Genomic DNA, 25,137 nt, shown 5'->3' with positions numbered 1-25,137 from the left:
TCAATACGTCTCCACCAGCACGTCGGTATACAGCTCGGCCACATCAGGCTCGGGCGACGTCTCGGCGAAATCTGCGGCTTCAGCGACGGTCTGGCGAATGCGCTTGTCGATTTCCTTGATCTTGTCTTCCGTCACGCCGCGCTTCAGCAGTTCGGCCTTGGCACCTTCGATGGGATCGTGATTGTCACGCATATCCTGCACTTCCTCGCGGCTCCGGTATTTGGCCGGATCGGACATGGAGTGACCGCGATAGCGGTAGGTTTTCAATTCCATCAGAACTGGCCCATTGCCCGCGCGGACATATTCCAGAGCCACTTCGGCAGCTTGGCGCACTTCGAGCACATCCATGCCATTCACGTCCATGCCGGGAATGCGGAACGCGGTGCCGCGGCGGTAGAAATGCGTTTCGGCCGAACCGCGCGAGACAGCGGTGCCCATGGCATAGCCGTTGTTTTCCACCACGAAGATGATGGGCAGCTTCCACAGCGCAGCCATGTTGAAGGTTTCATAAACCTGGCCCTGATTCGACGCGCCATCGCCGAAATAGGCCATGCACACGCCGCCATCGTTCCGGTATTTGTGCGCGAAGGCGAGCCCTGCGCCAAGCGGCACCTGCGCACCGACAATGCCGTGACCGCCGTAGAATTTGTGCTCGGTGCTGAACATGTGCATCGAACCACCCTTCCCGCGCGAAATGCCTGCGCCGCGCCCGGTGAGCTCTGCCATGATGACCTTGGGATCAATGCCGTATGCAAGCATATGCCCATGATCACGATAGCCGGTGATGACGCTGTCGTGCCCTTCGTCGAGTGCGGACTGCAGACCCACAGCGACCGCTTCTTGGCCGATGTATAGGTGGCAGAAGCCCCCGATCAGACCGAGGCCATAAAGCTGCCCCGCCTTTTCCTCAAACCGGCGGATGAGCACCATCTGCTCATAGAATTTGAGCAGTTCTTCGTCGCTGGCATCATAACGCTTGTTGTTGGCGTGAGCCTGCTGAAGGCTGCGCAGCGCAAAAGCGGCTTCATCCGCAACAGACGATGCAACTGTCGGCCCAGATGCAGGATCGGCTGCTGGCACTGTCGCGCGGGGTGCTCGTGCCTTGCTGGCAGGCTTCGCGGCGGCGCTTGCCGCGGGGTTGGCCGTTCTGGGCCTGGCGGATTTTGCCAAGTCTGGGGTTCCTCTTCTGGCAGCCTCACGTTCCGTAACGTTCGGAATGTCCAGCAAGCCTATACCGGACAAGCCGCCAATCGCAACGATGTTCGCAGGTCACGAACCACCAACGGATACCTATGCAATTTACGAGAACCAAAATGGTTATACGTTCGCGAACGCAGCATTTTCTGACTGCCAGAAACAAAAAAGCCCGCGCATGGCGGGCTTTCTGGCGACAGTGGGAAATGGTGCACCCGGAGCGATTCGAACGCCCGGCCCTCAGATTCGTAGTCTGATGCTCTATCCAGCTGAGCTACGGGTGCCCGCCATTTCCAACCCGCCATATCCCGCGGGACAGGCCCTTGGAAAATGGTGCACCCGGAGCGATTCGAACGCCCGGCCCTCAGATTCGTAGTCTGATGCTCTATCCAGCTGAGCTACGGGTGCTTGGGAGATGCGCCTTTAGGGGGCTGATTCTGCTTTGGCAACCCCTTGCAGATAACGAATCAACGCCTGCGCAAGCGGAATATCAAGCGGAGGCATGGCAAGGCCAAGCAAGTCATCCGGTCCCACCCAAGCGATAGATGAGCCGGCCTCACAGGCTTGGGGCACACCTTCCCATTTCCCGGTTGTATAGAGCAGCAAAAGCAACCGTCTCGCATTGCCAGTACTAAATCCCGTAGCGAAAGAAACCGCTGCAAGATCAGAGACATCAACCTTAATGCCGAGCTCTTCGTCGGTTTCTCTTACAAGTGCCTGTTCGCAACTTTCACCCGGCTCCACCTTGCCTCCGGGGAACTCCCAAAGCCCGCCGTGCGCCTTGGTCAGCGGGCGTTCCTGCATCAACACGCGGCCCATCTGATCCACGATGGCGAGCCCCACAACGATCAGCACTGTCGATAAATCTTCCATGCGCAAGGCAACCATCAACCCTTTCTTAGGGAACCATCCGTAATTTCTGCCACACCGCTCAACTGGGAATGACAATGAAGAAGTTCCTTCAATACCTTTTCCGCAACGTGAGCGGTGCCACAGCCATTGAATATGGCCTGCTGATCTCTTTGATTGGTTTGGCAGCAACCTTTGGCATGAAGTCGTTCGGTGATGCGATGTACAACATGTACCTCGACGTCAACGAAAATGCCTCTGTCAAGACCGGCGGCAATTAACGGCTTCTTAGGCTTTGCTACGTAACAGTGCGAATGCTCGCTCCGGGGACAAAGTTGGGGCGGGACGGGAAGACAAGAAGACCTTTACTCTAGGAGACCGACATGAAGCTTTTCCGCAACCTGCTCGCCAACAACGAAGGCGCCACGGCAATTGAATACGGCCTGATCGCTGCTCTCGTCGCTGTTGCCGCGATTGCTGCAATGAGCCAGCTGGGCACCTCGCTGAGCAACACCTTTACGGCTGTTGGAACTCAGATGGATGAAGCCAAGGACGGCACGCCTGCTGAATAATTCCTTGTAACATCACAATCACATGAGAAGGGCGGGTACCTCAGGTATCCGCCCTTCTTTCATGCTCGAGAGCGCGATCAGTAGCTGACAAGCTTGACCCGCTGTCCCGGCACCAGCCTGGTTGACGAAGTCATTCCATTCAGGACCAGGAACCGTTCAAGCGGACGATCAGTAAAGGCCATTCTGGCAGCGAGGTTTTGCAACGTGTCGCCGGACTTTACAGTTACTACGGTCAGCTTGCGCGGTCTTACCGCAGAAGCCTCTGTCGCGTCGATCCGGCGCAGCGACTGGAACAATCCGTTGAACTGTGCGGCCTGCCCCGCCTGACTGATCGTGGTGAAGTGATATGCCTGGTTCGGCGCGAATTCATAGGCAAAGACCACGATATCGACCTGGCCATTGCCCGATGTGGCGCGCGCGGTACCGTAGGCGGCACGCAGCCCGTTCACCGTTGTCGTCTGGATCGATTGCGGCGCCAGTTGCTGCTGGCTGGACAGGCCAGAAAAAGCCGTCCGAATATAAGTTTCGAGATTGCCGCTATAGGCGGCTGTCGAAAATTCGCCCTTCCCAGACTGCCCGGAAATGGCGACCGATCGCGTACCATTGACCAGATAAAACCCGTTTGGTGCCTGAAACGCCAACCTTAGCGCCGGGTGCGTGAATTTTGAACCATCGACAATCCCTTGCGCAGGATCATCACCATAAGTCAGGCCTGCAATGCTGGTCAGGAAAGAATCGCGATTCGTGCGCCCGGTGACCTTCGTTCCCGCGCGATTGAGCGCGGCGCGCACACGCGACGCCGGATCAGGGTGAGTGCTCGCCCACTGCGGAACTTGGTTCGCCGCCCCTTTTATCGCTGCATCAAGCGCGTTCTGGTTGGCGAGGCTTTGCAGAACCGTCGACATCGCACGCGGATCGTATCCGGCACGCTGCAGATATATAATGCCCAGATTGTCGGATTCAGTTTCTTGGCCGCGCGAATACTTCAGCGTCAGCAACTGGCTGCCGGTCGAAAATATCTCCTGCCCAATTTGGCCAAGTGCATTGTTTCCGAGCAACGCGCCTGACAGGATCGAGCCCAGCGCACCGATGATCGCATTGCGCTTTGCCGCACTTTCCCGCTTGGCCGCATGTCTGGCAGCCACGTGGCCGACTTCATGCCCGAGCACACCGGCCAGTTCGGCCTCATTGTTCATCAATGCGGCTAGTTGGCGAGTCACGTAGATGTAGCCGCCGGGAATCGCAAAGGCATTGTTCACGGGAGAATTTAGCAAAGTAACCGTGAAGTCACTTCGGGCATTGCTAAGCCCTGATTGCAGCGCGATTGTTTTGCCTATCCCGTCAACATATGTGGCGTGCGGTCCGGTCATCGCGCCGCCAAATTCCTGCAGAAGCTGGGGGTGAGCTTGGGCACCCTGCTTCTTGTCTGCAGCGCTGATAGACTGAACGGTGCCTTGTGCGTTCGCATGGCCACCATACTTGACCAAGCTGAGTGGCAGGGTTGAAACGGCTATGACAGCCGCGGTAAGGATCGTGGCGCGCGAGCGGCGGGCAAAAGACATCCTGTTCTCCCGGATGGATGTTTACGTAACGGCATCTCCCGCCGTGGAAGCCGGCAGGATGAGCACCATTAACCACACTCTCGCAAATCCGGTTCCCGAATTCCAGCAACCTTATCCAATCAGGCCCCAATCTTGAGAAAACGCTCCGCCCGCAGGTTGCGCAGTTCATCTGACGACTTGCTCGAAAGCGCCCGCAACTCTTCGGAAATCGCCTTCCCCAGCGTCGTGCAGGCTGCTGCCGGATCGCGATGTGCGCCGCCAACGGGTTCGCGCACGATACGGTCAATAACGCCAAGAGACAGGAGATCCTGCGCGGTCACCTTCATCGCTTCGGCTGCGTCAGCCGCTTTTTCAGCCGTACGCCACAGAATCGAAGCGCAGCCTTCGGGGGAAATGACCGAATAGATTGCATGTTCGAACATCAGCACGCGCTCGGCACTGGCAAGCGCAACAGCTCCGCCTGAACCGCCCTCCCCCACGATTGTGGCGATCATTGGCACACCCAGCGCAAGGCAGGCCTCTGTCGAACGGGCGATGGCTTCAGCCTGCCCGCGCTCTTCGGCCTCGACGCCGGGAAATGCGCCCGACGTATCGACAAGCGTAACGACCGGAAGGCCAAAGCGACTCGCCATTTCCATCAGGCGGATGGCTTTACGATACCCTTCCGGCTTGCCCATGCCGAAGTTATGGCGGATGCGGCTTTGCGTATCGTTGCCCTTCTCGTGCCCGATCAGCATGACACGGCCACCCCCGAATTGCGGGGCGAACTTGGCAAAGCCGCCAACAATGGCCTGATCTTCACCAAATCGCCGATCCCCACCAAGTGGCAGGAAATCGGTGAAGATCTGCTCAACGTAATCCTTGAAATGCGGGCGCGCAGGGTGCCGCGCTACCTGCGTCTTCTGCCATGGCGTCAGCGCCTTGTAGGTACTGGCCAGCAGTTCGGCTGACTTGCCTTCAAGCCTGCGAATTTCAGACGAAATATCGATATCGCCGCCGCGCGCCGTTTCGCGCAGTTCGGCAATGCGGGCTTCGAGCGCGGCGACCGGTTTTTCGAACTCGAGATAGGAAATCATGGGCCTTCCGCTAGGCGCGAGCAGCGATTTGGTCAACCTTGGGCAAGCGGATGGCGCTGGTTGACCAGAGAGACGAGGCGCGCAGCATCAACATGCGTGTAGATCTGTGTGGTGGCGATATCGGCATGGCCTAACAGGGTCTGCAGCACGCGCAAGTCTGCGCCGCCCTCTAGCAGATGCGTGGCAAAGGCGTGGCGCAGCACGTGCGGGCTGACTCTTTCAGGATCGAGCCCGGCCCGCAATGCCAGTTCCCGCAAAAGTTGGAACAGCCGAACGCGCGACAGGAATCCACCGCGTGGCGATGGAAAGACATAGCGGTTGGCTTTTGCGCCGGTTTTGTCCACGGTTTTTCCGGTGTTATCCCTGACCCGCAGCCAATCGGCCAGCGCCTTGGTCGCCCGGGCCGAGACCGGGACCATGCGCTGCACCGTGCCTTTGCCGATAATGGTCAGAAACGGCGCGTCGCGCGGTACAGATGATAGCGGCAGAGATACCAATTCGGTTGCACGCAAGCCCGAGCCGTAGAGCAACTCCAGCAGCGCTAGCATGCGCAAGGCTTCCGGCGTACCAAGGCCCGCTTCGGCTTCGGCTGTGTGAAACAGCGCGGCGACTTCATCGTGAGACAGCAGCCGGGGCAGTGGACGACGGATGGTGGGCCTTGGCAGCGCAGGCGATGGATCATCCTCGCGCAACGCCTCATCCACTAAAAAGCCGTAGAACTGCCGCAACGCCGAAGATTTGCGTGCAAGCGATGCAGGCGCAAGATCAACCCAGCTTGCGCCGAGCTTTGCGATATCCTCGCGCGATGCGCTGGCCAGCGGTCCGATAACTTTGGCTGCACCAGCAAGATCGCGGCGATAGGCCGATAGCGTATTGGCAGCAGCCCCGCGTTGCGCCGCTAGCATAGCCAGAAAGCTCTCGATAGCAGGCTCAGCGGAACCCTTTGGCAACAGTCAGACCCGCGACACGGCTTCGGCGGCAATCATCCGTGCTTCATCATCAAGCCCAACACGGTGGAGCGCAGAAACGATGTGATAGAGGTGGAGCGGCGTCATCCGGTCCCACCGGTCACCCTGCATCCCGAACGCCGCCAGCAGCGCCACGAGCGCTGTGTTGTTTGATGCAGCCGCGCTTTCAATCGCGCGTGTCCAGCGGGTTTGGCGCGTGAGATCGGCACTGACCTTGGCTGCAAAGTCTCGCGCCGCCGCAGTATCCACACGCTCAAGCCCCATCAGCCCTGCGAGCAGGAACTGCGACCGCAGTGATTCTTCGGAATCATCCTCGTTGGCAAAGGCATTCAGCCCCTCTGCCCCAATCACGGTCGCACGTCCCGGATTGGCCAGAACCAGAAGCCCCCATGCCTCGCTGCCAACCGGGCAGAACTGCGCCCACTTCAGAGCATTGCGATCGAGCCCTGCGGTGAGCATCGAGGCAATCAGCGGCGCTGCGCTGGACGCGAGCCCTTCTGACGGCATCACTCTGGCAGCAGCTCGCGAGGTCAGCACCAGCCCGGAAAACGCCCGGTCAGGATCGCTGCCATCGCCCCATAAAGCGCGGATCGCTTCAAGACGATCATCTTGCGCTTGGCCAACATAGGCAGTGCGCAGCGTTTCGGCGCGGCGCGCCCATTCATCCGGTGCGGCGTCTCCTGCATCGCGTTCGCCATAGAGCTGGCTGTAAAGATCAACCATAGCTGCGCCCGAGAGGACGCCGCGCGCTGCGGCAATGTCTGCCGCGGCGGCGCGAGCTCTGATTGGCAGCATCGGGGCGCGGGAAGCCAGCAGGGCATAGGAGGCCCCGGCCTTGTTGCGAAGCTCGGCAGGTGGCTCGATCCCGGTGGCAAAGGACAGGCCGATGCTCCATGGGGTAAGCGCATCGACGTCATCCCATTCCACTTTCACCGCGCGGCGCGTATTGCTGGCAGCGCCTGCAAACTTCTGGGCGAGCAGGATATCGATCTTGCTGCCCGTTCCACGACGCAGTGCGCGGTCCAGCTGCGCCATTCCATTCGATCCTTCGCTTGCAAAGGATGAACAGATGGCCCGGACCATATCCCATTCGGAGCCTTGACGGTTCGACGCCGTTAGCGCGGTGATGGGACAAAGCCCGACAGGATCGGCCGTGGCCACAAAGCTGGCCAGTGCTGCATCCTCCAGCGCTGGAGTGAAGTTGCCGCTATCGACCGACTGGACCATAGCCCGGGCGGCCTCAGCCTCACCCATCCGCAGCAGCAGTTGCGCGCGCATGGCCGCCCAATCCGCTCCATTCATGCCCACCGGCGTTGCCAGCCTGCTGGCCAGCACGCGCCGAGCAAGGATGTGGCCCCATCGCGACACAAAGCGCCCGCGCATCTTGCCGACCATGCCTTCAACGAAGGCGCCGTTGAGGTAGTAGGTGGACAGGGCCGGGAAGCCGCCGTCGCTCTCGTCCACCACGCCAACGCGCGCCAGGCTGCGTTGCCCGGCAGCCGGAATATCGGACTTTGGCGTGGCCGATTCGATCAGTTTTGCCAGCAGGGCCGGATCAATTGAATTGAGCAGCTCCTCGTCACTTATCCCCCCGCCGGAAGCAACCGGGTTTGCGCCTGGGAATGGCTGGACAACAGGCACCGCTGTCGCCCCTGCGATCGGGGCTGATGTGGCCTGCCCGCTCGAAGGTTGGGCTGATGACGCTGACGATGGAGATGGGCGCGGGGCCGGAGCAGCCGTGCGGGCTGGCAAAGGCGCGGCTGTGCGCTGTGCTGGGGGTTTGGTAGGCGGATTGTCAAAGCCAGGCGGCAGTAACGATTCCTGCGCCAGCAATCCTTCGGAAACCGCAAGCCCTGACAGGGCAAGGCACGAAACCACAAGGCCAGACACGGCAAGCCATCTGTGCGTTGTCCGAATGCGGACTTTGCGCTGTTCCGTCATGGCTTCGTTCCTGCAGAAGCGCCCGGCTTCAGCGGCTGTTCGATCCAATGCATCGGCTGCGCACCACCCCTGATCCATGCAACTGTCAAAAATGCGGCCAGCAATATAAGGCCAACCACAGCAAGCTTCTTCATCTACGCGCATCCGGTTTTCGACCGAGCCAACCCCAGCCAATGCGACACTTCAGGCGATACTTGCAAGCGGCACTAGCGCAAGTATAGGCAGCGCGGCAATGGAACATGATGCGGACCAACTCAGCTTGACAGAAATCGGCCGCATCGCGCGGCGGATAGACCGTCCACTGGTTCTGATCGGCATGATGGGCGTTGGCAAGACTACCGTAGGTCGCAAACTGGCCAGCATGTTGCATTTGCCGTTCGTCGATGCCGACGAAGAAATCGAGCTGGCCGCGCACATGCCGATCTCTGAGATCTTTTCCACATATGGTGAGCCATATTTCCGCGATGGTGAACGGCGCGTGATTGCGCGGCTAATCGGCAGCGGAAAGCATACTGACCGCAAGATACTGTCCACCGGAGGCGGTGCATTTTGCGATCCACGGACACGAGCTCTTGTGCTGGAGATGGGTATCGCCATCTGGCTCGACAGCGATGTGGATACCTTGCTCGAACGGGTTGGGCGAAAGGGCAATCGCCCGTTGTTGCAGAACGGTGATCCACGGCAGACACTCACGCGCCTGAAAGAGGAACGTGAGCCGTTCTACGCGCAAGCACCGATCCATGTGATGAGCGGGGTGCAACCGCATCATGTCACTGCCACCAAGATACTGAAAGCAATCGATCAATGGCTGTAATTCCCGTCGCGATTGCCGGTGCGCCTTATGAAGTGCGGATCGAAGCAGGTCTGCTATCGCAGGCGGGCGAGCATTGCCGCCCCTTTATTCGCAAAAATTGCGTGGCCGTGGTGACCGATGAACACGTGGCCAAGGCGTGGCGCGACACTGTGTCTGCGTCGTTCTCCGCTGTTGGCCTTGCCAGCGAATGGCTGGTGCTGCCAGCAGGCGAGAGCACCAAGAGTTGGGAGCAACTGGCCCGCGTGGTCGATTGGCTGCTGGCGCAGGAAGTGGAGCGCAAGGACAATATCGTGGCGCTGGGCGGCGGGGTAATCGGTGATCTGACCGGCTTTGCCGCCTCGATGGTCAAGCGCGGTTGCGGATTTATCCAGATCCCCACGACGCTGCTGGCACAGGTTGATTCGAGCGTTGGCGGCAAGACCGCGATCAACACGCCTGCGGGCAAGAACCTGGTGGGCGCGTTCCATCAGCCTTCACTTGTGCTGGCCGATCCGCTGGCGTTGGATACCCTGCCCTTGCGCGATACGCGGGCGGGCTATGCCGAAGTGATCAAGTACGGCTTGATCGATGATGCGCCATTTTTCGAATGGTGCGAGGCCAATGGCGCAAAGCTGCTGGCGGGCGATGCGTCTGCGCGTGAGACCGCGATTGCCACCAGCGTTGCTGCAAAGGCGCGGATCGTGGCCGCAGACGAAAAAGAGACCGCAGGCGTGCGCGCGCTGCTCAACCTTGGGCACACTTTTGGCCATGCGCTGGAGGCGGAGACAGGGTTTTCGGACCGGTTGCTGCATGGTGAAGGCGTGGCGCTCGGCATGGTGCTGGCTGCGCGGTTTTCAGCGCGGCAAGGCCTCATGGCGGGCCAAGATGCCGAGCGTGTTGCCGCGCACGTGGGCGGCATCGGCCTGCCCGCCTCGCTAAAGCAGCTTGGGCTTGATTGCGATGGGCAGCGGCTGACCGATCACATGCTGCACGACAAGAAGATGGACGCAGGCACCCTGCCCTTTCTGCTTATGCGCGGGATTGGGCAGACGTTTCTGGCCAAGGATGTTGATCTGGCCGATGTCGCGGCGTTTCTCAACGAGGAACTGGCGCGCTGAGGCAGGCCGGGGCCGAAGCTGCCCCGGCCCGGCCCTTAGATCGATGTTTACTTGCCGGTGAAGGCGGGCTTGCGCTTTTCCAGAAATGCCTTGCCACCTTCGGCGGCATCGTCGCTGTCGCCTGCTTTCCATTGGCCTTCAGCCTCGGTCAGCAGCGCGCTGGCGTAATCAGCTTCAAGCGCCTTGGCGAGGTTCTGGCGCATTGTGCCAAGGGCAACGGTGGGGCCAGCAGCAAGCCGAGTGGCGAGGGCCATCGCCTCGTCCTGCAGAGCGGCATCGTCCACTGCCTTGTAGATCAGGCCCCAGTTTTCGGCCTGCTCTGCACCAATCTTTTCGCCCAGCATCATCATCTGCGTGGCGCGCGCCTTGCCCACAAGACGCGCCAACATCCATGAAGCCCCGCCATCGGGCACGAGGCCAATGTTGACGAAGGCCTGCAGGAAATAAGCGCTGCGTCCGGCAATCACGAAGTCTGCCGCAAGCGCGATGGAGCATCCGACGCCGGCCGCTGGCCCGTTGACTGCGCTTACCACTGGCACGGCTACGCGCGAGAGCGTGAGCATCAGCGGATTATAAGCTTGCGTCAGCGCGGTGTAGGCTCCGCGCCCTCCGGCAATCGAGCGATCACCGCGCGCGGCAAGATCGGCCCCGGAACAGAACGCGCGGCCCTCGCCCGTGATCAGAACGGCGCGAGCGCCGCCAAGGTCGTTCAGCGCGGTGGCCAGTTCGAGCGCCATGTCCGGCGGACAGGCGTTCAGCCGCTCCGGCCGGTTCAGCACGAGCTTGAGAACATCGCCTGTGCGTTCAACACGAATGGTTTCATAGTCCATCTGGGCACCCTCTCTTTTGGCCAGCTGCGCCATGCGCTTAGAGGATGCCTTACTGACTTGGACGCACGAATCTACCAGAATTTTAACTAGTCAGTTAACGTTACCACACAGAATTAACCCGCGTAAGCTTGTGCAAAGGCGGCAGCCGCGCCGAACAGGCCGGGTTGCGGGTGGGTAATCAGCTTGACCGGGATCGCCGCCATCAGGCCTTCGAAGCGGCCCTTGGCTCGGAACCGATCGGCAAACCCGGACCGCGCCAGTGTATCCTTGATGCGCAAGCCAAGCCCGCCTGCCATGACCACGCCGGTCGCGCCATGGGCAAGCGCTAGATCACCCGCTACGCTGCCCAGCGACAGGCAGAACCGGTCAACCGCAGCAGCCGCAAGGCTATCTTCGCCCGAGGTGCCCAGTTCCCATAGCTCACGGTCCGTGCGCTGCGTGAACGGGCGGTGTTGCAACAGTGCCAGCGCCTCGTAGATGTCGACGATACCGGGACCTGCAACCACCCGCTCCACCGAAACGCGGCGATGCCGCTTGCGCAAGCCAGATAGGATGGCGTCTTCGATGGAATCGAGCGGCGCATAATCGATGTGACCACCTTCGGTCGGCACGACCCGGTATCCGGCCGGATCGCGCCACAACTGTGCCACGCCAAGGCCGGTGCCCGGGCCGATAACGCTGATTACACCGGATTCCGGCAAAGTGAGTTCCGGGCCGGACAAGTGAAGGAAATGATCGCTATCCGCCTGCGCCACGGCATGGGCCACGGCGGCAAAATCATTCACAACAACGTGTTGTTCAGCGCCCAGTTTCTCGGGAATCAGCGCCGGGCGGATGATCCAAGGATTGTTGGTGAACTTGATCACCTCACCCCCGACCGGTCCCGCCACAGCAATTGCCGCAGCAGGCGGCAAAGCGCCACCCTGCTGACGGCCAAATTCTTCCCAAGCCAGTTGGAACGACCCATGCTCTGCCGTTTTCAGCGTTACCGCCTCGCCCAGCGAGACGACCCGCCCGCCCGAAACTTCGGCAATCGCAAAGCGCGCGTGGGTGCCACCGATATCGACCGCAACTACCTGCATCCTGTCCCTCCCAATCGCGCCGTGTTCGGCTGCGTCAATTACAGTCCGGCGGCCGCGAGCATGGCCGAACCGCCGCGCTCTGCCGGATCGGAATGATGACGCATGAGCGCGAAGAGTTCACGTCCTACGCCAAGGCCTTCGGGCGGGGCAACCGCATCTTCGCGGGCGTCCCATGCGCCTGCATCAACCAGCGCCACCAGTTCGCCGGTATTGGCGCAGACCCGCACTACATCGCCATCGCGAAGCTTGGCCAAAGCCCCGCCCAGTTTGGCTTCGGGGGAGACGTGGATGGCCGCCGGAACTTTGCCCGAAGCGCCCGACATGCGGCCATCGGTGACCAGCGCCACCTTGAACCCACGGTCCTGCAGCACGCCCAGCGGCGGGGTCAGCTTGTGCAGTTCGGGCATGCCATTGGCAGCGGGTCCCTGGAACCGCACTACGACAACCACGTCCCGCTCCAGTTCGCCGGCCTTGAACGCGGCCAAGACAGCGTTCTGGTTGTCAAACACCCGGCATGGAGCCTCAATCGTCCAGCGCGCGGGATGGACCGCGCTGACCTTGATCGTCCCGCGCCCGAGGTTGCCTTGCAACAAGCGGAAGCCGCCTTCGGGCTGGAACGGGGCAGAAACGGGGCGCAGCAGGGTTTCGTCTGCTGATACTGCCGGCGCAGGCTCCCACGCCAAGGCATCGCCCTGCATCACCGGCTCCTGCGCGCCTTCTTCCAGCGATTTGCCGTAAACGGTCATGATGTCGGCATGGGCCAGCCCTGCGCCGATCAGTTCGCGGATAACATAGGGCATGCCGCCGGCTGCAGCGAAGCCGTTCACATCGCCTGCCCCGTTGGGATAGACGCTGGCGATCAGCGGCACGACGCGGCTCAATTCGTCCATGTCATCCCAGTCGATCTGGATACCGGCAGCCCGCGCAATAGCGGGAACGTGGATCACATGGTTGGTCGATCCGCCCGTGGCCAACAGGCCCGCAATCGCATTGACGATGGCCTTTTCATCGATGCAGCGGCCCAGTGGGCGATAATCATCGCCCTCCCACCCGATCTGCGCCACACGGTGCACCGCAGCGCGCGTCAGTTCCTGCCGCAGCTTTTGCCCCGGTTGGACGAAGCTGGAGCCGGGCATGTGCAGGCCCATCATTTCCATCATCATCTGGTTGGAATTGGCAGTGCCATAGAACGTGCAGGTGCCCGGCGAATGGTAGCTGGCGCTTTCGCTTTCCAGCAGTTCCTCGCGCCCGACCTTGCCCTCGGCATAGAGCTGGCGGATGCGGACCTTTTCCTTGTTGGGAAGGCCGCTGGGCATCGGACCTGCAGGCACAAGGATCGTTGGCAGGTGGCCAAAGCGCAAGCTGCCGATCAGCAGGCCAGGCACGATCTTGTCGCAAATGCCCAGCAACAGCGCGCCTTCGAACATGGCGTGGCTGAGGCCGACGACCGTGGCCATGGCAATGTTGTCGCGGCTGAACAGCGACAGTTCCATCGAATCCTGGCCCTGTGTCACCCCATCGCACATCGCGGGCACGCCGCCTGCGACTTGCGCCGTGGCGCCCACTTCGCGGGCGAAAATCTTGATCTGTTCGGGGTAGCGACCATAGGGCTGATGCGCCGAGAGCATGTCGTTATAGGCGGTGACGATGCCGATGTTCATCGCCTTGCCGCTCTTGATCAGCGCCTTGTCATCGCCCGCTGCGGCAAAGCCGTGCGCCAGATTGCCGCAGGACAACTGCGGCCGGTTGAGGCCCTGATCGCGCGAGCGTTCGATCAGATCAAGGTAGGCTGCGCGGGTGGTGCGCGAACGCTCGACAATGCGTTGCGTAACGCGCTCGACGGTGGGGTTCATCGGCATCATTCGCTCCAGTAGATCGTAACAGGCGGTCCAAAGCCGCGCAGGAATTTAGTGACGGGATAGCGGTCATCCCCGGCCAGCGCGCGTTCCAACAGCGCTTTCTTGGAGGTGCCGGTAACGACGAGAATGATCTCGCGCGTTGCTTTGAGCGCCGCTGCGTTCAGCGTCAGCCGGTCAAACGGCGCTTCGGGCGGCAACGGGATCGGCGTTGTGGCGATCACGGCCGGGCCGGGCCGCATATGCGCCTTCATTTCGGGGAACAGCGAGGCGACGTGGCCATCCTCGCCCATGCCGAGCCAGACCAAATCGAATGGGGCTACTAACGCCCCTTCCTCAAGCCGCTCAAACTTCGCCCCCGAAGTGCCCAGCGCCGCGTGGATCTTGCCGAAATTGCTGGCCGGATGATCATCGGGCACACGGCGATCATCAGTGAGTGCGATGGTAACGCTGGACCAGTCCAGCGGGCGATCCTTCAGCAGCGCCAGCACCTTGATCGGGGTCGAGCCACCGGTGAAGGCAATGCGCTTGTGCCCCGGAGTGGAAACGACGCGCGCGATGTGATCGGCCACGGCCGCAGCATCGCCGGGATCGGCCCAATGCACCGTTGCTGGTGATCGGTCAGTCATTCCAGCTTCTTCCGTCACGCTCGGTCAGTGCGATGGCCGCGTTCGGCCCCCAGCTACCCGCCGCATAGGGCTTGGCCTCCATGCCGGTATCGGCCCAGACCTTGCGGATAGCATCGACCCATTTCCACTGTGCTTCCACTTCGTCACGCCGCACGAACAGTGTCTGTTCACTCTCGATCAGGTCGAGCAGCAGGCGTTCATAGGCGATGCGGCGGCGCGCCTTGGCAAAGGCGGTGGTCAGCGACAGGTCAAGATTTACCTCGCGCAGCACAATGCCGCCACGATCCAGCCCCGGCTCCTTGGCCATGACCTGCAACCGCACATATTCCTCGGGTTGCAGACGGATCACCAAGCGGTTGGCGCGCAACCGGCCGCCACGCTCGGAAAAGACGTTGTGCGGCACCTGCTTGAACTCGACCACGATCTCGCTGCGCCGCTCGCTCAACCGCTTGCCGGTGCGAAGGTAGAACGGCACCCCGGTCCAGCGCCAGTTGTCGACATGGGCCTTGATCGCCACGAAAGTTTCAGTGTCCGAAGCCTCGCCCAGATCTTCGGCATAACCGCTGACCGAAGCGCCCTTTACCGCACCGGTGCGATACTGGCCGCGTACCATTTCTTCGGCCTTGGCAGGACGCAAGGCGCGCAGGACTTTGACCTTTTCATCGCGGATCGATGTGGCATCGAGATTGGCCGGTGGCTCCATCGCAGTCAGCGCCAACAGTTGCAGCATATGGTTCTGCACCATGTCGCGCAGCGCGCCGGTATCGTTGTAGAACCCCTTGCGCCCTTCAAGGCCCACGGTTTCGCTGACTGTGATCTGCACGTGATCAATGCCGCCGGCATTCCACAGCGGTTCGAACATCATATTGGCAAAACGCAGCGCCATCAGGTTCTGCACCGTCTCCTTGCCAAGGTAATGATCGATGCGGAAAATCTGTTCCTCGGCAAAGGCCGCGGCCACAGCATCGTTGATGCGGGTGGACGATGCCAGATCATTGCCCAGCGGCTTTTCAAGGCCGATCCGCACGTTGCCATGGGTCAACCCAGCGCGCTTCAGGCCCTCGATGGTCGGCTCGAACAGGAACGGCGCGGTCGACAGGAAGATCGACAGGCCGCACGACGTGTCACCCAGCTTCTTTGCCAGATCGCCAAAACCATCGACGTTCGAGGCATCGAGCGTCTGATATTCCAGCCGCTCCAGAAAGCTTGCCAGCTTTTCCTCGTCGCGCCGATCCTCGGGCAGGAATTCGGCCAGCGCAGCGCGGGCAAATTCGCGGAAATCGGCATCATCATGTTCGGACCGCGCGGTGCCGACGATGCGCAGATCGGGCCGGATCAGGCCATCCTCGTGCAAGGCATAGAGCGATGGCAGCAACATGCGCCGCGAAAGGTCCCCGGTCGCGCCAAATAGCAGCAGGGCCGAGCAACTGGTTTCGATCATCGACGCAAATCTCCCATTGGCCCAAATCTTCTAAAGGCATCGCGGGCCGTGAAGGAACGGCTGGCGTCCGCCTTGCGGTTCCGCCCTAGACCCTAAAGTATGGCCATTCAGCACGCATAAGTATGCAGGATAGCTATGCGCGCCGAAGCGGCTGGCGAAGGTTGTGCATTGCACCTTCGCCAACCGCAATCCCGACTTGCCGATTTCCGATTACTTTCCTGGTTGAAGCCGCACCGCCAGCCCGCCGCCGGGAGCGAGCCAGGCAGGGAACACATCACCTTTCTTCACTTTCAGTGTGGAATAGGCAATGCGGTGCCGGGCATCGGTTTCATACGTCGCCCCCTCGCCATCCTTCCACACGGTGGCGGTGTAGGTCTTGCCAGGATCGAGGAAATCGAGGCTGAGCGAGAGATCGCGCGCCGTCGCATCGTTTACGCCACCCACATACCAGTCATCGCTGTTGCGGTCCTTGCGTGCGAAGATCGCATAATCACCCACTTCGCCTGCAATCAGGTGGCTTTCCGACCAATCGGCAGGGACCTGCTTGATGAAAGCCAGTTCCTTCGGGTGCGCCTCAAGGCTTTCGATGAAGTCTGCCGCCATCTGGATCGGAGAGTAAAGTGCGAGGTAAAGTCCGAGTTGCTTGGCCAGCGTCGATGCCAGCGGCACCTTCTGGGCGCCTTCAAGGCTGAGCACGCCCGGCGTGTAGTCCATCGGGCCAGACAGCATGCGGGTATAGACCAGCGTCGGTTCGTGGTCCGGCCCGTTGGCGAACTGGCCCCAGGCGTTGTATTCCATGCCGCGCGCGCCTTCGCGGTCGATCCAGTTGGGATAGGTGCGGCGCAGGCCGGTGTCCTTGACCGGTTCGTGCGCGTTGATCGCGATGCGGTATTTCGCGGCTGTCTGCACCACGTTCAGATGATGTTGCACCGCACGCTGGCCGTCGTGATACTCCATCTTGTAGGTGCCCGGCGCATCACCCGGCGCAAGAATGCCGCCTGCATCGGCGACATAGCCGGTCTTCACCGCACGCACGCCAAGCCGGTCATAAAGCTTCATCGCATCATCAAGCTGCGCTTCGTAATTGGCGATGTTGCCGCCGGTTTCGTGGTGGCCGATCAGCATTACGCCCTTCTTTGCGCCATACTTCGTCACCGCCTCAAGATCGAAGTCTGGCGTCGCCTGCGTATAGCTGAAGTCCTTGCCACTGCCGAACCACGTGCCGTTCCAGCCCTTGTCCCAGCCCTCGACCAGCACCCCGCCGAAACCGTGCTTGGCGGCGAAATCGATGTATTGCTTGGTGCGCGCAGTCGTCGCGCCATGGGTCGGGCCTTCTGCCCACGACCAGTCACCGCGGATCATGCCCCACCAGATGCCGATGTATTTCATCGGTTTGACATAGGACACATCGCCAAGCTTGTTCGGCTCGTTGAGGTTCAGCTCCAGATCGTTCTCGACAATGCCCTTGGCGCTGTCGGCAATGCGCACGGTGCGCCACGGCGTGTTGAACGGCAGCGCGCGCGTCACTTTGGGGCCATTGGACGAGGGCGCAAGCGTGGCGCGGAACGACGTTCCGGTCTGCCGCTTCAACCACATCGCCGAATAATCGACCAGCGCCGCTTCGTGGAACGAAAGATGCGTGCCATCGTCCAGCTTCATCGTGATCGGCGTGTGCGCGGTGGATACGCCGTCGATTGCTGTCTTCTGATAGACCTGCTCGTAGCGGTTCCATTCGCCGCCCGGAATCCACCATGCGGTGCCGTTCTGCGCAATGTTGAACTCGGTCAGCTCATCGGCGATCTTCATAACCTGCATGGCGTTCTGTTCGGGCATCTCATAGCGGAAGCCGAAGCCATCGTTGAACAGGCGGAAGCGCACATTCATGCGGCGGCCGCCCCAATCGGGCACTTGTTCAAACTTTACCAGCAGTTCGTTGTGAGTGTCGGTCACAAAGCGCCGCTCACCCCAGGGCTGCTCCCATGTCTCTTTGCCCGAAGCGGTTTCGCTTCCGGTGATTTTCTGCCCTCGCTGCATCGTCGGGCCATCGCTGGTGATGAAGCCCAGCATCGATGATGCCAGCAGCAGTTTGCCCTTGCGCGTCAGGCTGTAGAGCGGGTGCCCATCGGTGTCGGTGGTGACCGACAGAACAATGCTGCCATCGGGCGACGATGCCGTTATTGGCTCGGCCAAAGCAGGCGTCATCAGGGCGCACGAAAGGGTCAGCGCCAGCGGCGCTGCACAAGCCAGATTGTACTGCATCAGATCCTCTCTTCGATCAGCAGCGCACCGAACGGCGGGATTTGTCCGCCACGGGCGTCTGTGAAGCTGGCGCCGTTGACCGACGCGAGTTGCTCGCCCTCCCCGGTCAGCCCTTGCGGCCAGTCCCTTGGTTCGGGTGACAGGTTGAAATAGCCTGCAATGGATTGCTGTGCGGAAACGCGCCGGATGACAAGTATGTATTCGTCTGCATAAAGCACATCGAAAGTGCCAAGCCGCAGCGCCGGGTTATCACGCCGCAAACGCAGCAGCGCCGTGGTCAGGTTCAGCAGCGAGTGCGGATCAGCCTCCTGCCGGTCCACCGCGCGGGCCAGATTATCCTCACCCACCGGCAGCCACGGCACACCCATCGTGAAGCCACCCTCGCCCGATTGCACCACCCACGGCATCGGCGTGCGCGCGCCATCGCGTGACAGGGTCAGCGGCCAGTTGGCGATAGCTTCTGGGTCCTGCAACTGCTCGAAGGGGATATCAACCTGCGTCAGCCCCAGTTCCTCGCCCTGATAGACGATGATATTGCCCCGCAGCGAGGCAAACAGCATGGCCTTCAAGCGGCCAAACGCCTCGCGATGCTCGGGCGCGCACCAGCGTGAAAGCGCGCGCGGTGCATCGTGATTTTCAAAGGCCCACGTCGGCCAGCCAAGGCCCGGCACATCGGGCCAGTGGGCCACGGCCTGCGCAATGAACTTGGGCGTCAGCTTGTCGGCATAGAGGAAATCAAAGCCATAGGCGCTGTTGAGGTGTTCCTCGCCCGCCGTATAGGCCTTCATCTCGGTCTCAGCCAGATCGCCGCCCACTTCGGCCACGGTGAACACGGCGCCATATTCATCGCACAGCTTCCGTACGCGCTGGATGAACTTGACGATATCGGGGTGAGACTGGTTGTAGATCTTGAGTTGGAAATCGAAAGGCCGCGTCTTGCGGCGGCCATCATCAGGCGCGGGCGGATTATCGCGCATTTCCGCGTCGTGCATCAGGAAATTCAGCGCATCGAGCCGGAACCCATCGACGCCCCGATCCAGCCAGAACCGCATCACACCAAGCAGCGCATCCTGCACTTGCGGATTGTGTGCATTCATCTGGGGCTGACAGGACAGGAAATTGTGCAGGAAGTACTGCCGCCGCCGCGCATCCCACGTCCAGGCAGGTCCTCCGAACACGGATTGCCAGTTGCTAGGGGGCGAGCCATCAGGCTTGGGATCGGCCCAGACGTACCAATCCGCCTTCGGATTGGTGCGGTCCTGCCGACTTTCCGCAAACCACGGGTGCAGATCGGATGTATGGGCATAGACCTGATCGATCGTGACCTTGAGCCCCAGTTCGTGGGCGCGCGCCACCATCGCGTCGAAGTCTGACAACGTGCCAAAGATCGGATCGACGCCGCAGTAATCGGCCACGTCATAGCCGAAATCCTTCATCGGCGAGGTGAAGAACGGCGAGACCCAGATCGCATCGACACCAAGCCGCGCGACGTGATCAAGCCGGGAGGTGATACCGGGCAGATCGCCGATGCCATCGCCATTGGAATCACAGAAACTGCGCGGGTAAATCTGATAGATAGCCGCCCCGCGCCACCATGGGACTGCGTCAGCCTTCGAGGCTGCGGAAGAAACGGAAGCGGAAGTGTTCATCGCGCGGTGGTTTCCAGTATTCGAGTGCTACGAAAAGCGACTTTAGTTGCTCGTTTTGGGCTGTCGATCACCAGCAGCGTCACAAAACGTACTATTCGTATGCGCATCGATTGCAGGCCCGCGCAGATTCTGCAACGTCAGCCGCGGGATACAGCATGACAGGTCCGCAAGCATGAGCAGTGAAGGTTTGATTGGGGCGGTTGAGGCAGGCGGCACCAAGTTCGTGCTCGCACTGGCCACGCAAGCGGGCGAAGTGCTGGCCCGCACGCGCATGCCAACCAATTCCCCTGTGGAAACCTGGCCCGCGATGCAGGCATTTTTCACGCAGGCCAGTGGTGAACACGGCCCTATCGCGGCGTTCGGCGTGGCCAGTTTCGGCCCGATCGATATCGATCCGGCCTCGCCCGCCTATGGCACTTTCACCACAACGCCCAAGCCCGGCTGGTCCGGCGCGCGCTTTCATGAAGCGCTTGGCGGCTTTGGCGCGCCGATCATGGTCGATACCGATGTGAACGGTGCCGCCATCGGGGAATGGATGGCAGGTGCGGGGCAAGGCTGCCGCACGTTGGCTTATACCACCATCGGCACCGGCATTGGCACCGGCGTTGTCCGCAACGGACGTTCGCTGATGGGCATTTCGCACTTTGAAAGCGGACATATCGTGCCCCCGCGTGATGCCGTACGTGATCCCTTCCCCGGCATCTGCCCCTATCACGACGATTGCCTTGAAGGCCTCGCCTGCGGCCCCGCCATCGAACGCCGCTGGGGCAAGAGCCTTGACCAACTGGGCGCGGAAGAAGCCAACCTGATTGCCGGATACATTGCGCATCTGGCCGCCACGCTGGTGCTGCTGCACATGCCCGACCGGTTGATTTTCGGCGGTGGCGTCATGAAGGCACCCGGCCTTGTCGAGGCGGTGCGCCGCGAGACGGCAAGCCGCCTCAACGGCTATGTCAGCCACCCGCGCCTCGATGAAGGCCTGAACAGCTATATCGTCACCCCCGGCCTTGGCGATGACGCCGGGATTACCGGGGCCATCGAACTGGGCCGTCAGGCGCTGGCCAAGGGATAGCGCACCGCCATTTGGCCCGCACCGCGCAGACTAAAGGCTTCTCCGGCAAGGCGGTGCTGCAGGGTCAGACAATCGGTTCCTTTCCCCGCGACGACCTCGATACTCCCGGTATCGAGCCAGATTTCAAGCGGGGCGTGATCGGCAACCGCCATCGCTGACTTCCGGTTCAATTGTGGCGTGACCGGATCGACGCGCTCCACCTCCAAGACTCCCGCGGCAAGCGACACATGCAGCTTGCGCCCAGCATCGTCTGCAAGCGTAAACTGCCAGTCGCCTTGGCCCACCGTTTCCAGCAAAGCCGCACGCGCCAGCGGCCTGAAACCATCCGAAAGCGCCATCACCTCAGGCTTGCCAAACAGCGCACGACACGCCGGTTCCACTGCCTGAACCAGCTTCAACACCGCGCCAGCACGCCGCAACGACAAGCGCCGTGGCAGGCTCATCACGCCTCGCCAACCTTGCAGCGGCAAATGCTTCTGCACCGCATGGTTGCCCATCCATCCGATCCACGTAGGCCGGCCCATGCTGTCACGCGGGTCGGTCCACCCAATCGCGGCGTAGAACTCATCGCCATGGTCGGCCACCTGCCACCCGGATTCGGGCACAAAGCGCACGCCATCAAAGTGGCCAATCCGATAGAGCGCACCCGATCCCGGCGCACCCGACAGCACATCAACCTTGAACAGCCAGCGCGTCTCGTCCGTTCCTTCCACTGGCAGTTCGACCAGAAACGGGCATTCCCACAAGTGCCCCGGCGCGCCATCACGGGCAATTTCGGACAGTTCGCGCCAAACCTTCAGATCAGGCGAACCATAGACCAGCGCCCGGTTTTCATCCGATAGCACCACCACCATGATCCACTGCCGCGTCGGTTCATGCCAGAACACGCTTGGATCACGGAAATCGGCCATTTGGCGGTCGAGCACCGGATTGCCCGCAAACTTGGTGAAAGTGCGCCCGCGATCGGTGCTCGCCGCGATGCACTGAAACTGGTGCGCCCGGTCCGTCCGCGCGCCAGTATAGCTCGCGATCATTGCCCCTTTGCCAAAACCGGCGCTACCCGAATGATCGATCACGGCAGAGCCGGAAAAGATCATCGTGCTATCTTCTTCGGCCAGCGCCACCGGCAATTCCTGCCATCTCGCCAGATCGCGGCTGACGGCATGGCCCCACGACATGTGTCCCCATTCCTCACCGAACGGGTTGTATTGATAGAACATGTGCCATTCCCCATCCTGCCAGACGAGGCCGTTGGGATCGCTCAACCAGTTGGCAGCGGGGGCATAGTGATAGTGCGGGCGCATCATCTCAGGCTTTCGGGTGGGGGATAACATCGAAGGCGATGGTTAGGCGCTCGCCATCATCAAAAGGAACGGTGCCGTGCCACAGGGTCGAGGGGAACAGCGCCAGCCTGCCCGGTTGTGGTTCAACCGCGCCGTAGGGTTCCAATCCAAGGCGAAGCTCTGGCGGCGGCGCGCCAAATTGGAGGTGCCCCGCAGGTGGTGAACCCAGCTTTTCCGCGTCTGGCACCGCAACATAGAGTGCCGAACTGATCCAGCCCATCGGGTGCGTGTGAACAGAATGGAACCCGCCGGGCCGCAGCCGGACCGACCAGCTTCCTGCAAACAGAAACGGCCCACGCGGTGCGGACAGCAGCGGGTGGGCGGGGTCGGCGCTTGGCAGATCATCGATATAGTCACGCACCGCCGCTTCAATCTTGGCCTTCGCCTTGGCAATCACCGGATCGATCCGCAGCAGCAACGGCCGCTCGGTCTGCGTGCCGCCGCGCACCGATTGTTCGTGATAGGGCAGTTGCATCGTGTGCAGGCCGCGCAAGGTATCGGCCAGTTCCGCAAGCTCCCCGGGCGTGAAATCCAGATCGAAGCTGCGCACATCGCGCATGCCGCCATCAAGCCAATCCGCCTGCGCATCGCCCAACAGCCGCCACGCCAGCGAAAGGTAGGACCAGAAGGCCCGCATGGCAGGCGTGCCAATGTGCCGTACGCACACATCGCGCGCGCGTTCCACCTGTCCGCCGCGCAGGAAGTGCCGAACCCTTGCAAGGTCCAGCCCAACGTCGCGCACGCTCTCTACGCCATCGAACAGCGCCGGATCATCAGCGCCCTCACCGCTCTCGCTGGCGATGAACAACTTGCCTAGAAGCGAGGCTTGCCGCTGTCCCAGCGCGGTTTCAGCGTCCGCAATGACATTGCGCGCCGCGTCCCAGTCCTTCGCGGTGGCCAGCACGTGAAACCATGCCATGCGAAGGCCGAAGTTTTCAGGCTCGCGCGCAACAGCTGCAGCAAAACTCCGCGCAAAATCAACATCACCCGCTGTGGCGCGCGAGCCGCTCAGGCAGCGGTGGCCGTCGATCCATGCCGGATTGGCCGCCAGCACCTGCTCCAGCAGCGCCTCGCCATCGGCCTGCCGCCCCTCTGCGGCAAGTGCCGTGGCGCGGCTGCGCTGCAGGTCAATCCGTGCAGGTGAAAGCTGCGCAGCATGGGCATAGAGATCGGCGGCGGGCAAGCCTGCCTCGAACGACACTTGCGCCACGCCAAGTGCGACGTTTGGATCATTCGGAGCCAGCTTTGCCGCTGCCAAGATCGCCTCAAGCGCGCCAGCGGTGTCCTGCACATCCCGCAGGGCTACGGCGCGTTGCAGGAGCGCTTGCGCATCCACCGTCAAGCCGCGCAGTGGGCCGCGATGAATTGCTCATGGCTGGGCTGCTGCAAGGCAGCGTGGTGCATGGCAGCACGCAGCTTGCCTAGCCATTCGCGCCCATCCACTTTGCGATAGTCGGCCAGCGGGTCTGTGCGCTCCGGCATGTTGCCCTGTCCGATATGCACCGCCAGCCAAGATGGCGGGCCGAACAAATCGGCATCGCGCTGCACCAGACGGCCATACCGCCGGAAATGCTCGATCTTCGAAATCAAAGTATCGGGCACGTCCATGGCCGCGCAATAGCGCCACAGTTCGGAATCGTCACGGTCGGTCAGCTTGTAATGGAGGATCAGGAAATCGCGGATACGCTCGTATTCGCTCACCGCGATCCGGTTGTATTCCTCGATCACCAGCGGATCGAAAGTGCGGTCCGGGAACAGCGCCAGCAGCTTGGAAATCCCGGCCTGAATTAGATGGATTGAGGTGGATTCCAGCGGTTCCATGAACCCGCTGGAAAGCCCCACGGCCACCACGTTCTTCTCCCAGAATGTTTTGCGCCTGCCGGTGACGAAACGCAGCGGGCGCGGGTCGGCCAGAGCCTTGCCATCAAGCCGCGAAACCAGCTTGTCCGCTGCGTCCTGCTCTGACAGGAACTGGCTGCAAAAGACGTAACCGTTGCCGGTGCGATGCTGCAGCGGAATGCGCCACTGCCACCCGGCCTCGCGCGCGGTTGATCGGGTATAGGGCGTCAGCGGCCCGACGTTTTCGCACGGCACCGCCACCGCACGATCACAGGGCAACCAGTGCGTCCAATCCTCGTAACCGGCCTTCAACGCGCCTTCGATCAGCAGCCCGCGAAAGCCTGAACAATCGACAAACAGTTCGGCTTCGATGGCACGCCCATCTTCCAGCGTGACGCCGGTAACGAACCCGGTTTGCGCATTTTGCTGCACGCTGGCAACTTTGCCCTCGATGCGGGTGACGCCCTTGGCCTCGGAATATTCGCGCAGGAACCGCGCATAGAGCCCGGCATCGAAATGATAGGCATATTCGAACGTCGACAGCACATTGCGCTGATCGGGCGACGGGCGGCTGAAGCGGTTTTCCTTCGCCATCGCCCAGGCCATCGAATGGTCGTCAAGCGGTGCGTTCTCGCCCGCCTCGCGCGCGCGCAGCCAATAATGGTGGAGATTTACGATATCGAACGCGCGGCCATGGGGGCCGAACGGGTGGAAATAGCGGTTGCCCAGCGTCCCCCAGTCCACAAACTCGATCCCGAGCTTGAAGCTGCCCTTGGTCTTGCGCACGAATTCGCGCTCATCGATTTGCAGGGTTTCGTTGAAGGTGCGGATCGGCGGGATCGTGGCCTCGCCCACACCGACTGTCCCGATATCATCGGATTCCACCAGAGTGATTTTGCAATTGTGCTGCAGAGCCTGCGCCAATGCTGCGGCTGTCATCCAGCCTGCCGTGCCTCCGCCGATAACGGCAATGGAACGGATCATCAGGTCGGGATTGCTCATGCGCTCATGCCTCTCTTTAGCGTCCCTTCTTGTAGCCCTTATCGCTCTTGCGGCGATATTGG

General features: G+C 61.4%; 21 protein-coding genes and 2 tRNA genes. 5 read left to right on the top strand and 18 right to left on the bottom strand.

Annotated features, from left to right (window positions below; genetic code table 11):
* The 4 genes from pdhA to AC2A1F_RS05745 all read right to left on the bottom strand — a co-directional run bounded on the left by pdhA (nucleotide 1) and on the right by AC2A1F_RS05745 (nucleotide 2,082).
* Complete coding sequence (gene pdhA, locus AC2A1F_RS05760; protein ID WP_484208178.1) at nucleotides 1-1,011, bottom strand: pyruvate dehydrogenase (acetyl-transferring) E1 component subunit alpha; 1,011 nt, start codon at nucleotides 1,009-1,011, stop codon at nucleotides 1-3.
* 390 nt (nucleotides 1,012-1,401) lie between these two features.
* Nucleotides 1,402-1,478: transfer RNA gene (locus AC2A1F_RS05755), tRNA-Arg, on the bottom strand.
* A 47-nt stretch (nucleotides 1,479-1,525) separates the two neighbouring features.
* Nucleotides 1,526-1,602: transfer RNA gene (locus tag AC2A1F_RS05750), tRNA-Arg, on the bottom strand.
* Between the two features lie 15 nt (nucleotides 1,603-1,617).
* Nucleotides 1,618-2,082: a (deoxy)nucleoside triphosphate pyrophosphohydrolase gene (locus tag AC2A1F_RS05745; RefSeq protein WP_484207777.1), complete on the bottom strand. Its 465-nt coding sequence runs from the start codon at nucleotides 2,080-2,082 to the stop codon at nucleotides 1,618-1,620.
* A 59-nt stretch (nucleotides 2,083-2,141) separates the two neighbouring features.
* Between AC2A1F_RS05745 and AC2A1F_RS05740 the strand changes: the two genes are divergently transcribed.
* Nucleotides 2,142-2,324, top strand: coding sequence for a Flp family type IVb pilin (locus AC2A1F_RS05740; protein ID WP_484207776.1), 183 nt, complete (start codon nucleotides 2,142-2,144; stop codon nucleotides 2,322-2,324).
* A gap of 102 nt (nucleotides 2,325-2,426) precedes the next feature.
* Nucleotides 2,427-2,615, top strand: coding sequence for a Flp family type IVb pilin (locus tag AC2A1F_RS05735; protein ID WP_484207775.1), 189 nt, complete (start codon nucleotides 2,427-2,429; stop codon nucleotides 2,613-2,615).
* A gap of 77 nt (nucleotides 2,616-2,692) precedes the next feature.
* Here AC2A1F_RS05735 and AC2A1F_RS05730 read toward each other — a convergent pair whose 3' ends face one another.
* From AC2A1F_RS05730 to AC2A1F_RS05715, 4 genes are all read right to left on the bottom strand, one after another.
* The gene (locus tag AC2A1F_RS05730; RefSeq protein ID WP_484207774.1) at nucleotides 2,693-4,177 is read right to left on the bottom strand and encodes a M48 family metalloprotease; all 1,485 of its coding nucleotides are present in this window, start codon (nucleotides 4,175-4,177) and stop codon (nucleotides 2,693-2,695) included.
* Nucleotides 4,178-4,296: 119 nt separating this feature from the next.
* Nucleotides 4,297-5,253 carry an acetyl-CoA carboxylase carboxyltransferase subunit alpha gene (locus AC2A1F_RS05725; RefSeq protein WP_484207773.1) on the bottom strand — a complete coding sequence of 319 codons (957 nt, stop codon included), beginning with the start codon at nucleotides 5,251-5,253 and terminating at the stop codon, nucleotides 4,297-4,299.
* 32 nt (nucleotides 5,254-5,285) lie between these two features.
* Entirely contained in the window at nucleotides 5,286-6,203 is a 918-nt protein-coding gene (locus tag AC2A1F_RS05720; protein WP_484207772.1) for a tyrosine recombinase, read from the bottom strand.
* Between the two features lie 3 nt (nucleotides 6,204-6,206).
* Nucleotides 6,207-8,162, bottom strand: coding sequence for a hypothetical protein (locus tag AC2A1F_RS05715; RefSeq protein ID WP_484207771.1), 1,956 nt, complete (start codon nucleotides 8,160-8,162; stop codon nucleotides 6,207-6,209).
* 232 nt (nucleotides 8,163-8,394) lie between these two features.
* Here AC2A1F_RS05715 and AC2A1F_RS05710 point away from each other — a divergent pair, with 232 nt between their 5' ends.
* On the top strand, nucleotides 8,395-8,976 hold the full coding sequence (locus AC2A1F_RS05710; protein ID WP_484207770.1) for a shikimate kinase: 582 nt from the start codon (nucleotides 8,395-8,397) through the stop codon (nucleotides 8,974-8,976).
* On the top strand, nucleotides 8,967-10,073 hold the full coding sequence (gene aroB / locus AC2A1F_RS05705) for a 3-dehydroquinate synthase (protein WP_484207769.1): 1,107 nt from the start codon (nucleotides 8,967-8,969) through the stop codon (nucleotides 10,071-10,073). Before AC2A1F_RS05710 ends, aroB begins: the two co-directional genes overlap by 10 nt.
* Nucleotides 10,074-10,120: 47 nt before the next feature.
* Here the strand turns inward: aroB and AC2A1F_RS05700 are convergent, their stop codons facing one another.
* From AC2A1F_RS05700 to AC2A1F_RS05670, 7 genes are all read right to left on the bottom strand, one after another.
* A complete protein-coding gene (locus AC2A1F_RS05700; RefSeq protein WP_484208177.1) occupies nucleotides 10,121-10,903 on the bottom strand; it encodes an enoyl-CoA hydratase-related protein in 783 nt (260 codons plus the stop codon).
* Nucleotides 10,904-11,016: 113 nt separating this feature from the next.
* A complete protein-coding gene (locus AC2A1F_RS05695; RefSeq protein WP_484207768.1) occupies nucleotides 11,017-11,985 on the bottom strand; it encodes a glucokinase in 969 nt (322 codons plus the stop codon).
* Between the two features lie 38 nt (nucleotides 11,986-12,023).
* Nucleotides 12,024-13,844: a phosphogluconate dehydratase gene (gene edd, locus AC2A1F_RS05690; RefSeq protein ID WP_484207767.1), complete on the bottom strand. Its 1,821-nt coding sequence runs from the start codon at nucleotides 13,842-13,844 to the stop codon at nucleotides 12,024-12,026.
* Nucleotides 13,844-14,470: a 6-phosphogluconolactonase gene (locus AC2A1F_RS05685; protein ID WP_484207766.1), complete on the bottom strand. Its 627-nt coding sequence runs from the start codon at nucleotides 14,468-14,470 to the stop codon at nucleotides 13,844-13,846. Before AC2A1F_RS05685 ends, edd begins: the two co-directional genes overlap by 1 nt.
* Complete coding sequence (gene zwf, locus AC2A1F_RS05680; RefSeq protein ID WP_484207765.1) at nucleotides 14,463-15,911, bottom strand: glucose-6-phosphate dehydrogenase; 1,449 nt, start codon at nucleotides 15,909-15,911, stop codon at nucleotides 14,463-14,465. The genes AC2A1F_RS05685 and zwf overlap by 8 nt, the downstream gene beginning before the upstream one ends.
* A 210-nt stretch (nucleotides 15,912-16,121) precedes the next feature.
* Nucleotides 16,122-18,170, bottom strand: coding sequence for a glycoside hydrolase family 97 protein (locus AC2A1F_RS05675; RefSeq protein ID WP_484207764.1), 2,049 nt, complete (start codon nucleotides 18,168-18,170; stop codon nucleotides 16,122-16,124).
* Entirely contained in the window at nucleotides 18,170-19,819 is a 1,650-nt protein-coding gene (locus AC2A1F_RS05670) for an alpha-amylase family glycosyl hydrolase (RefSeq protein WP_484207763.1), read from the bottom strand. Before AC2A1F_RS05670 ends, AC2A1F_RS05675 begins: the two co-directional genes overlap by 1 nt.
* A gap of 172 nt (nucleotides 19,820-19,991) precedes the next feature.
* Between AC2A1F_RS05670 and AC2A1F_RS05665 the strand changes: the two genes are divergently transcribed.
* Nucleotides 19,992-20,891: an ROK family protein gene (locus AC2A1F_RS05665; RefSeq protein WP_484207762.1), complete on the top strand. Its 900-nt coding sequence runs from the start codon at nucleotides 19,992-19,994 to the stop codon at nucleotides 20,889-20,891.
* On the opposite strand, the gene AC2A1F_RS05660 is transcribed toward AC2A1F_RS05665, so the two are convergent.
* From AC2A1F_RS05660 to AC2A1F_RS05650, 3 genes are read right to left on the bottom strand one after another with little or no spacing between them, the layout of a single operon-like run.
* On the bottom strand, nucleotides 20,870-22,225 hold the full coding sequence (locus AC2A1F_RS05660; RefSeq protein ID WP_484207761.1) for a glycoside hydrolase family 32 protein: 1,356 nt from the start codon (nucleotides 22,223-22,225) through the stop codon (nucleotides 20,870-20,872). The genes AC2A1F_RS05665 and AC2A1F_RS05660 overlap by 22 nt on opposite strands.
* Nucleotides 22,200-23,570, bottom strand: coding sequence for a 2OG-Fe(II) oxygenase family protein (locus AC2A1F_RS05655; protein ID WP_484207760.1), 1,371 nt, complete (start codon nucleotides 23,568-23,570; stop codon nucleotides 22,200-22,202). The genes AC2A1F_RS05660 and AC2A1F_RS05655 overlap by 26 nt, the downstream gene beginning before the upstream one ends.
* Nucleotides 23,571-23,572: 2 nt before the next feature.
* The gene (locus AC2A1F_RS05650) at nucleotides 23,573-25,075 is read right to left on the bottom strand and encodes a tryptophan halogenase family protein (protein ID WP_484207759.1); all 1,503 of its coding nucleotides are present in this window, start codon (nucleotides 25,073-25,075) and stop codon (nucleotides 23,573-23,575) included.
* Nucleotides 25,076-25,137: the final 62 nt, after the last annotated feature.

Source organism: Novosphingobium sp. HNCC26BN242 (assembly GCF_057180525.1).
This window is presented reverse-complemented; position numbering and strand designations above follow the sequence as displayed.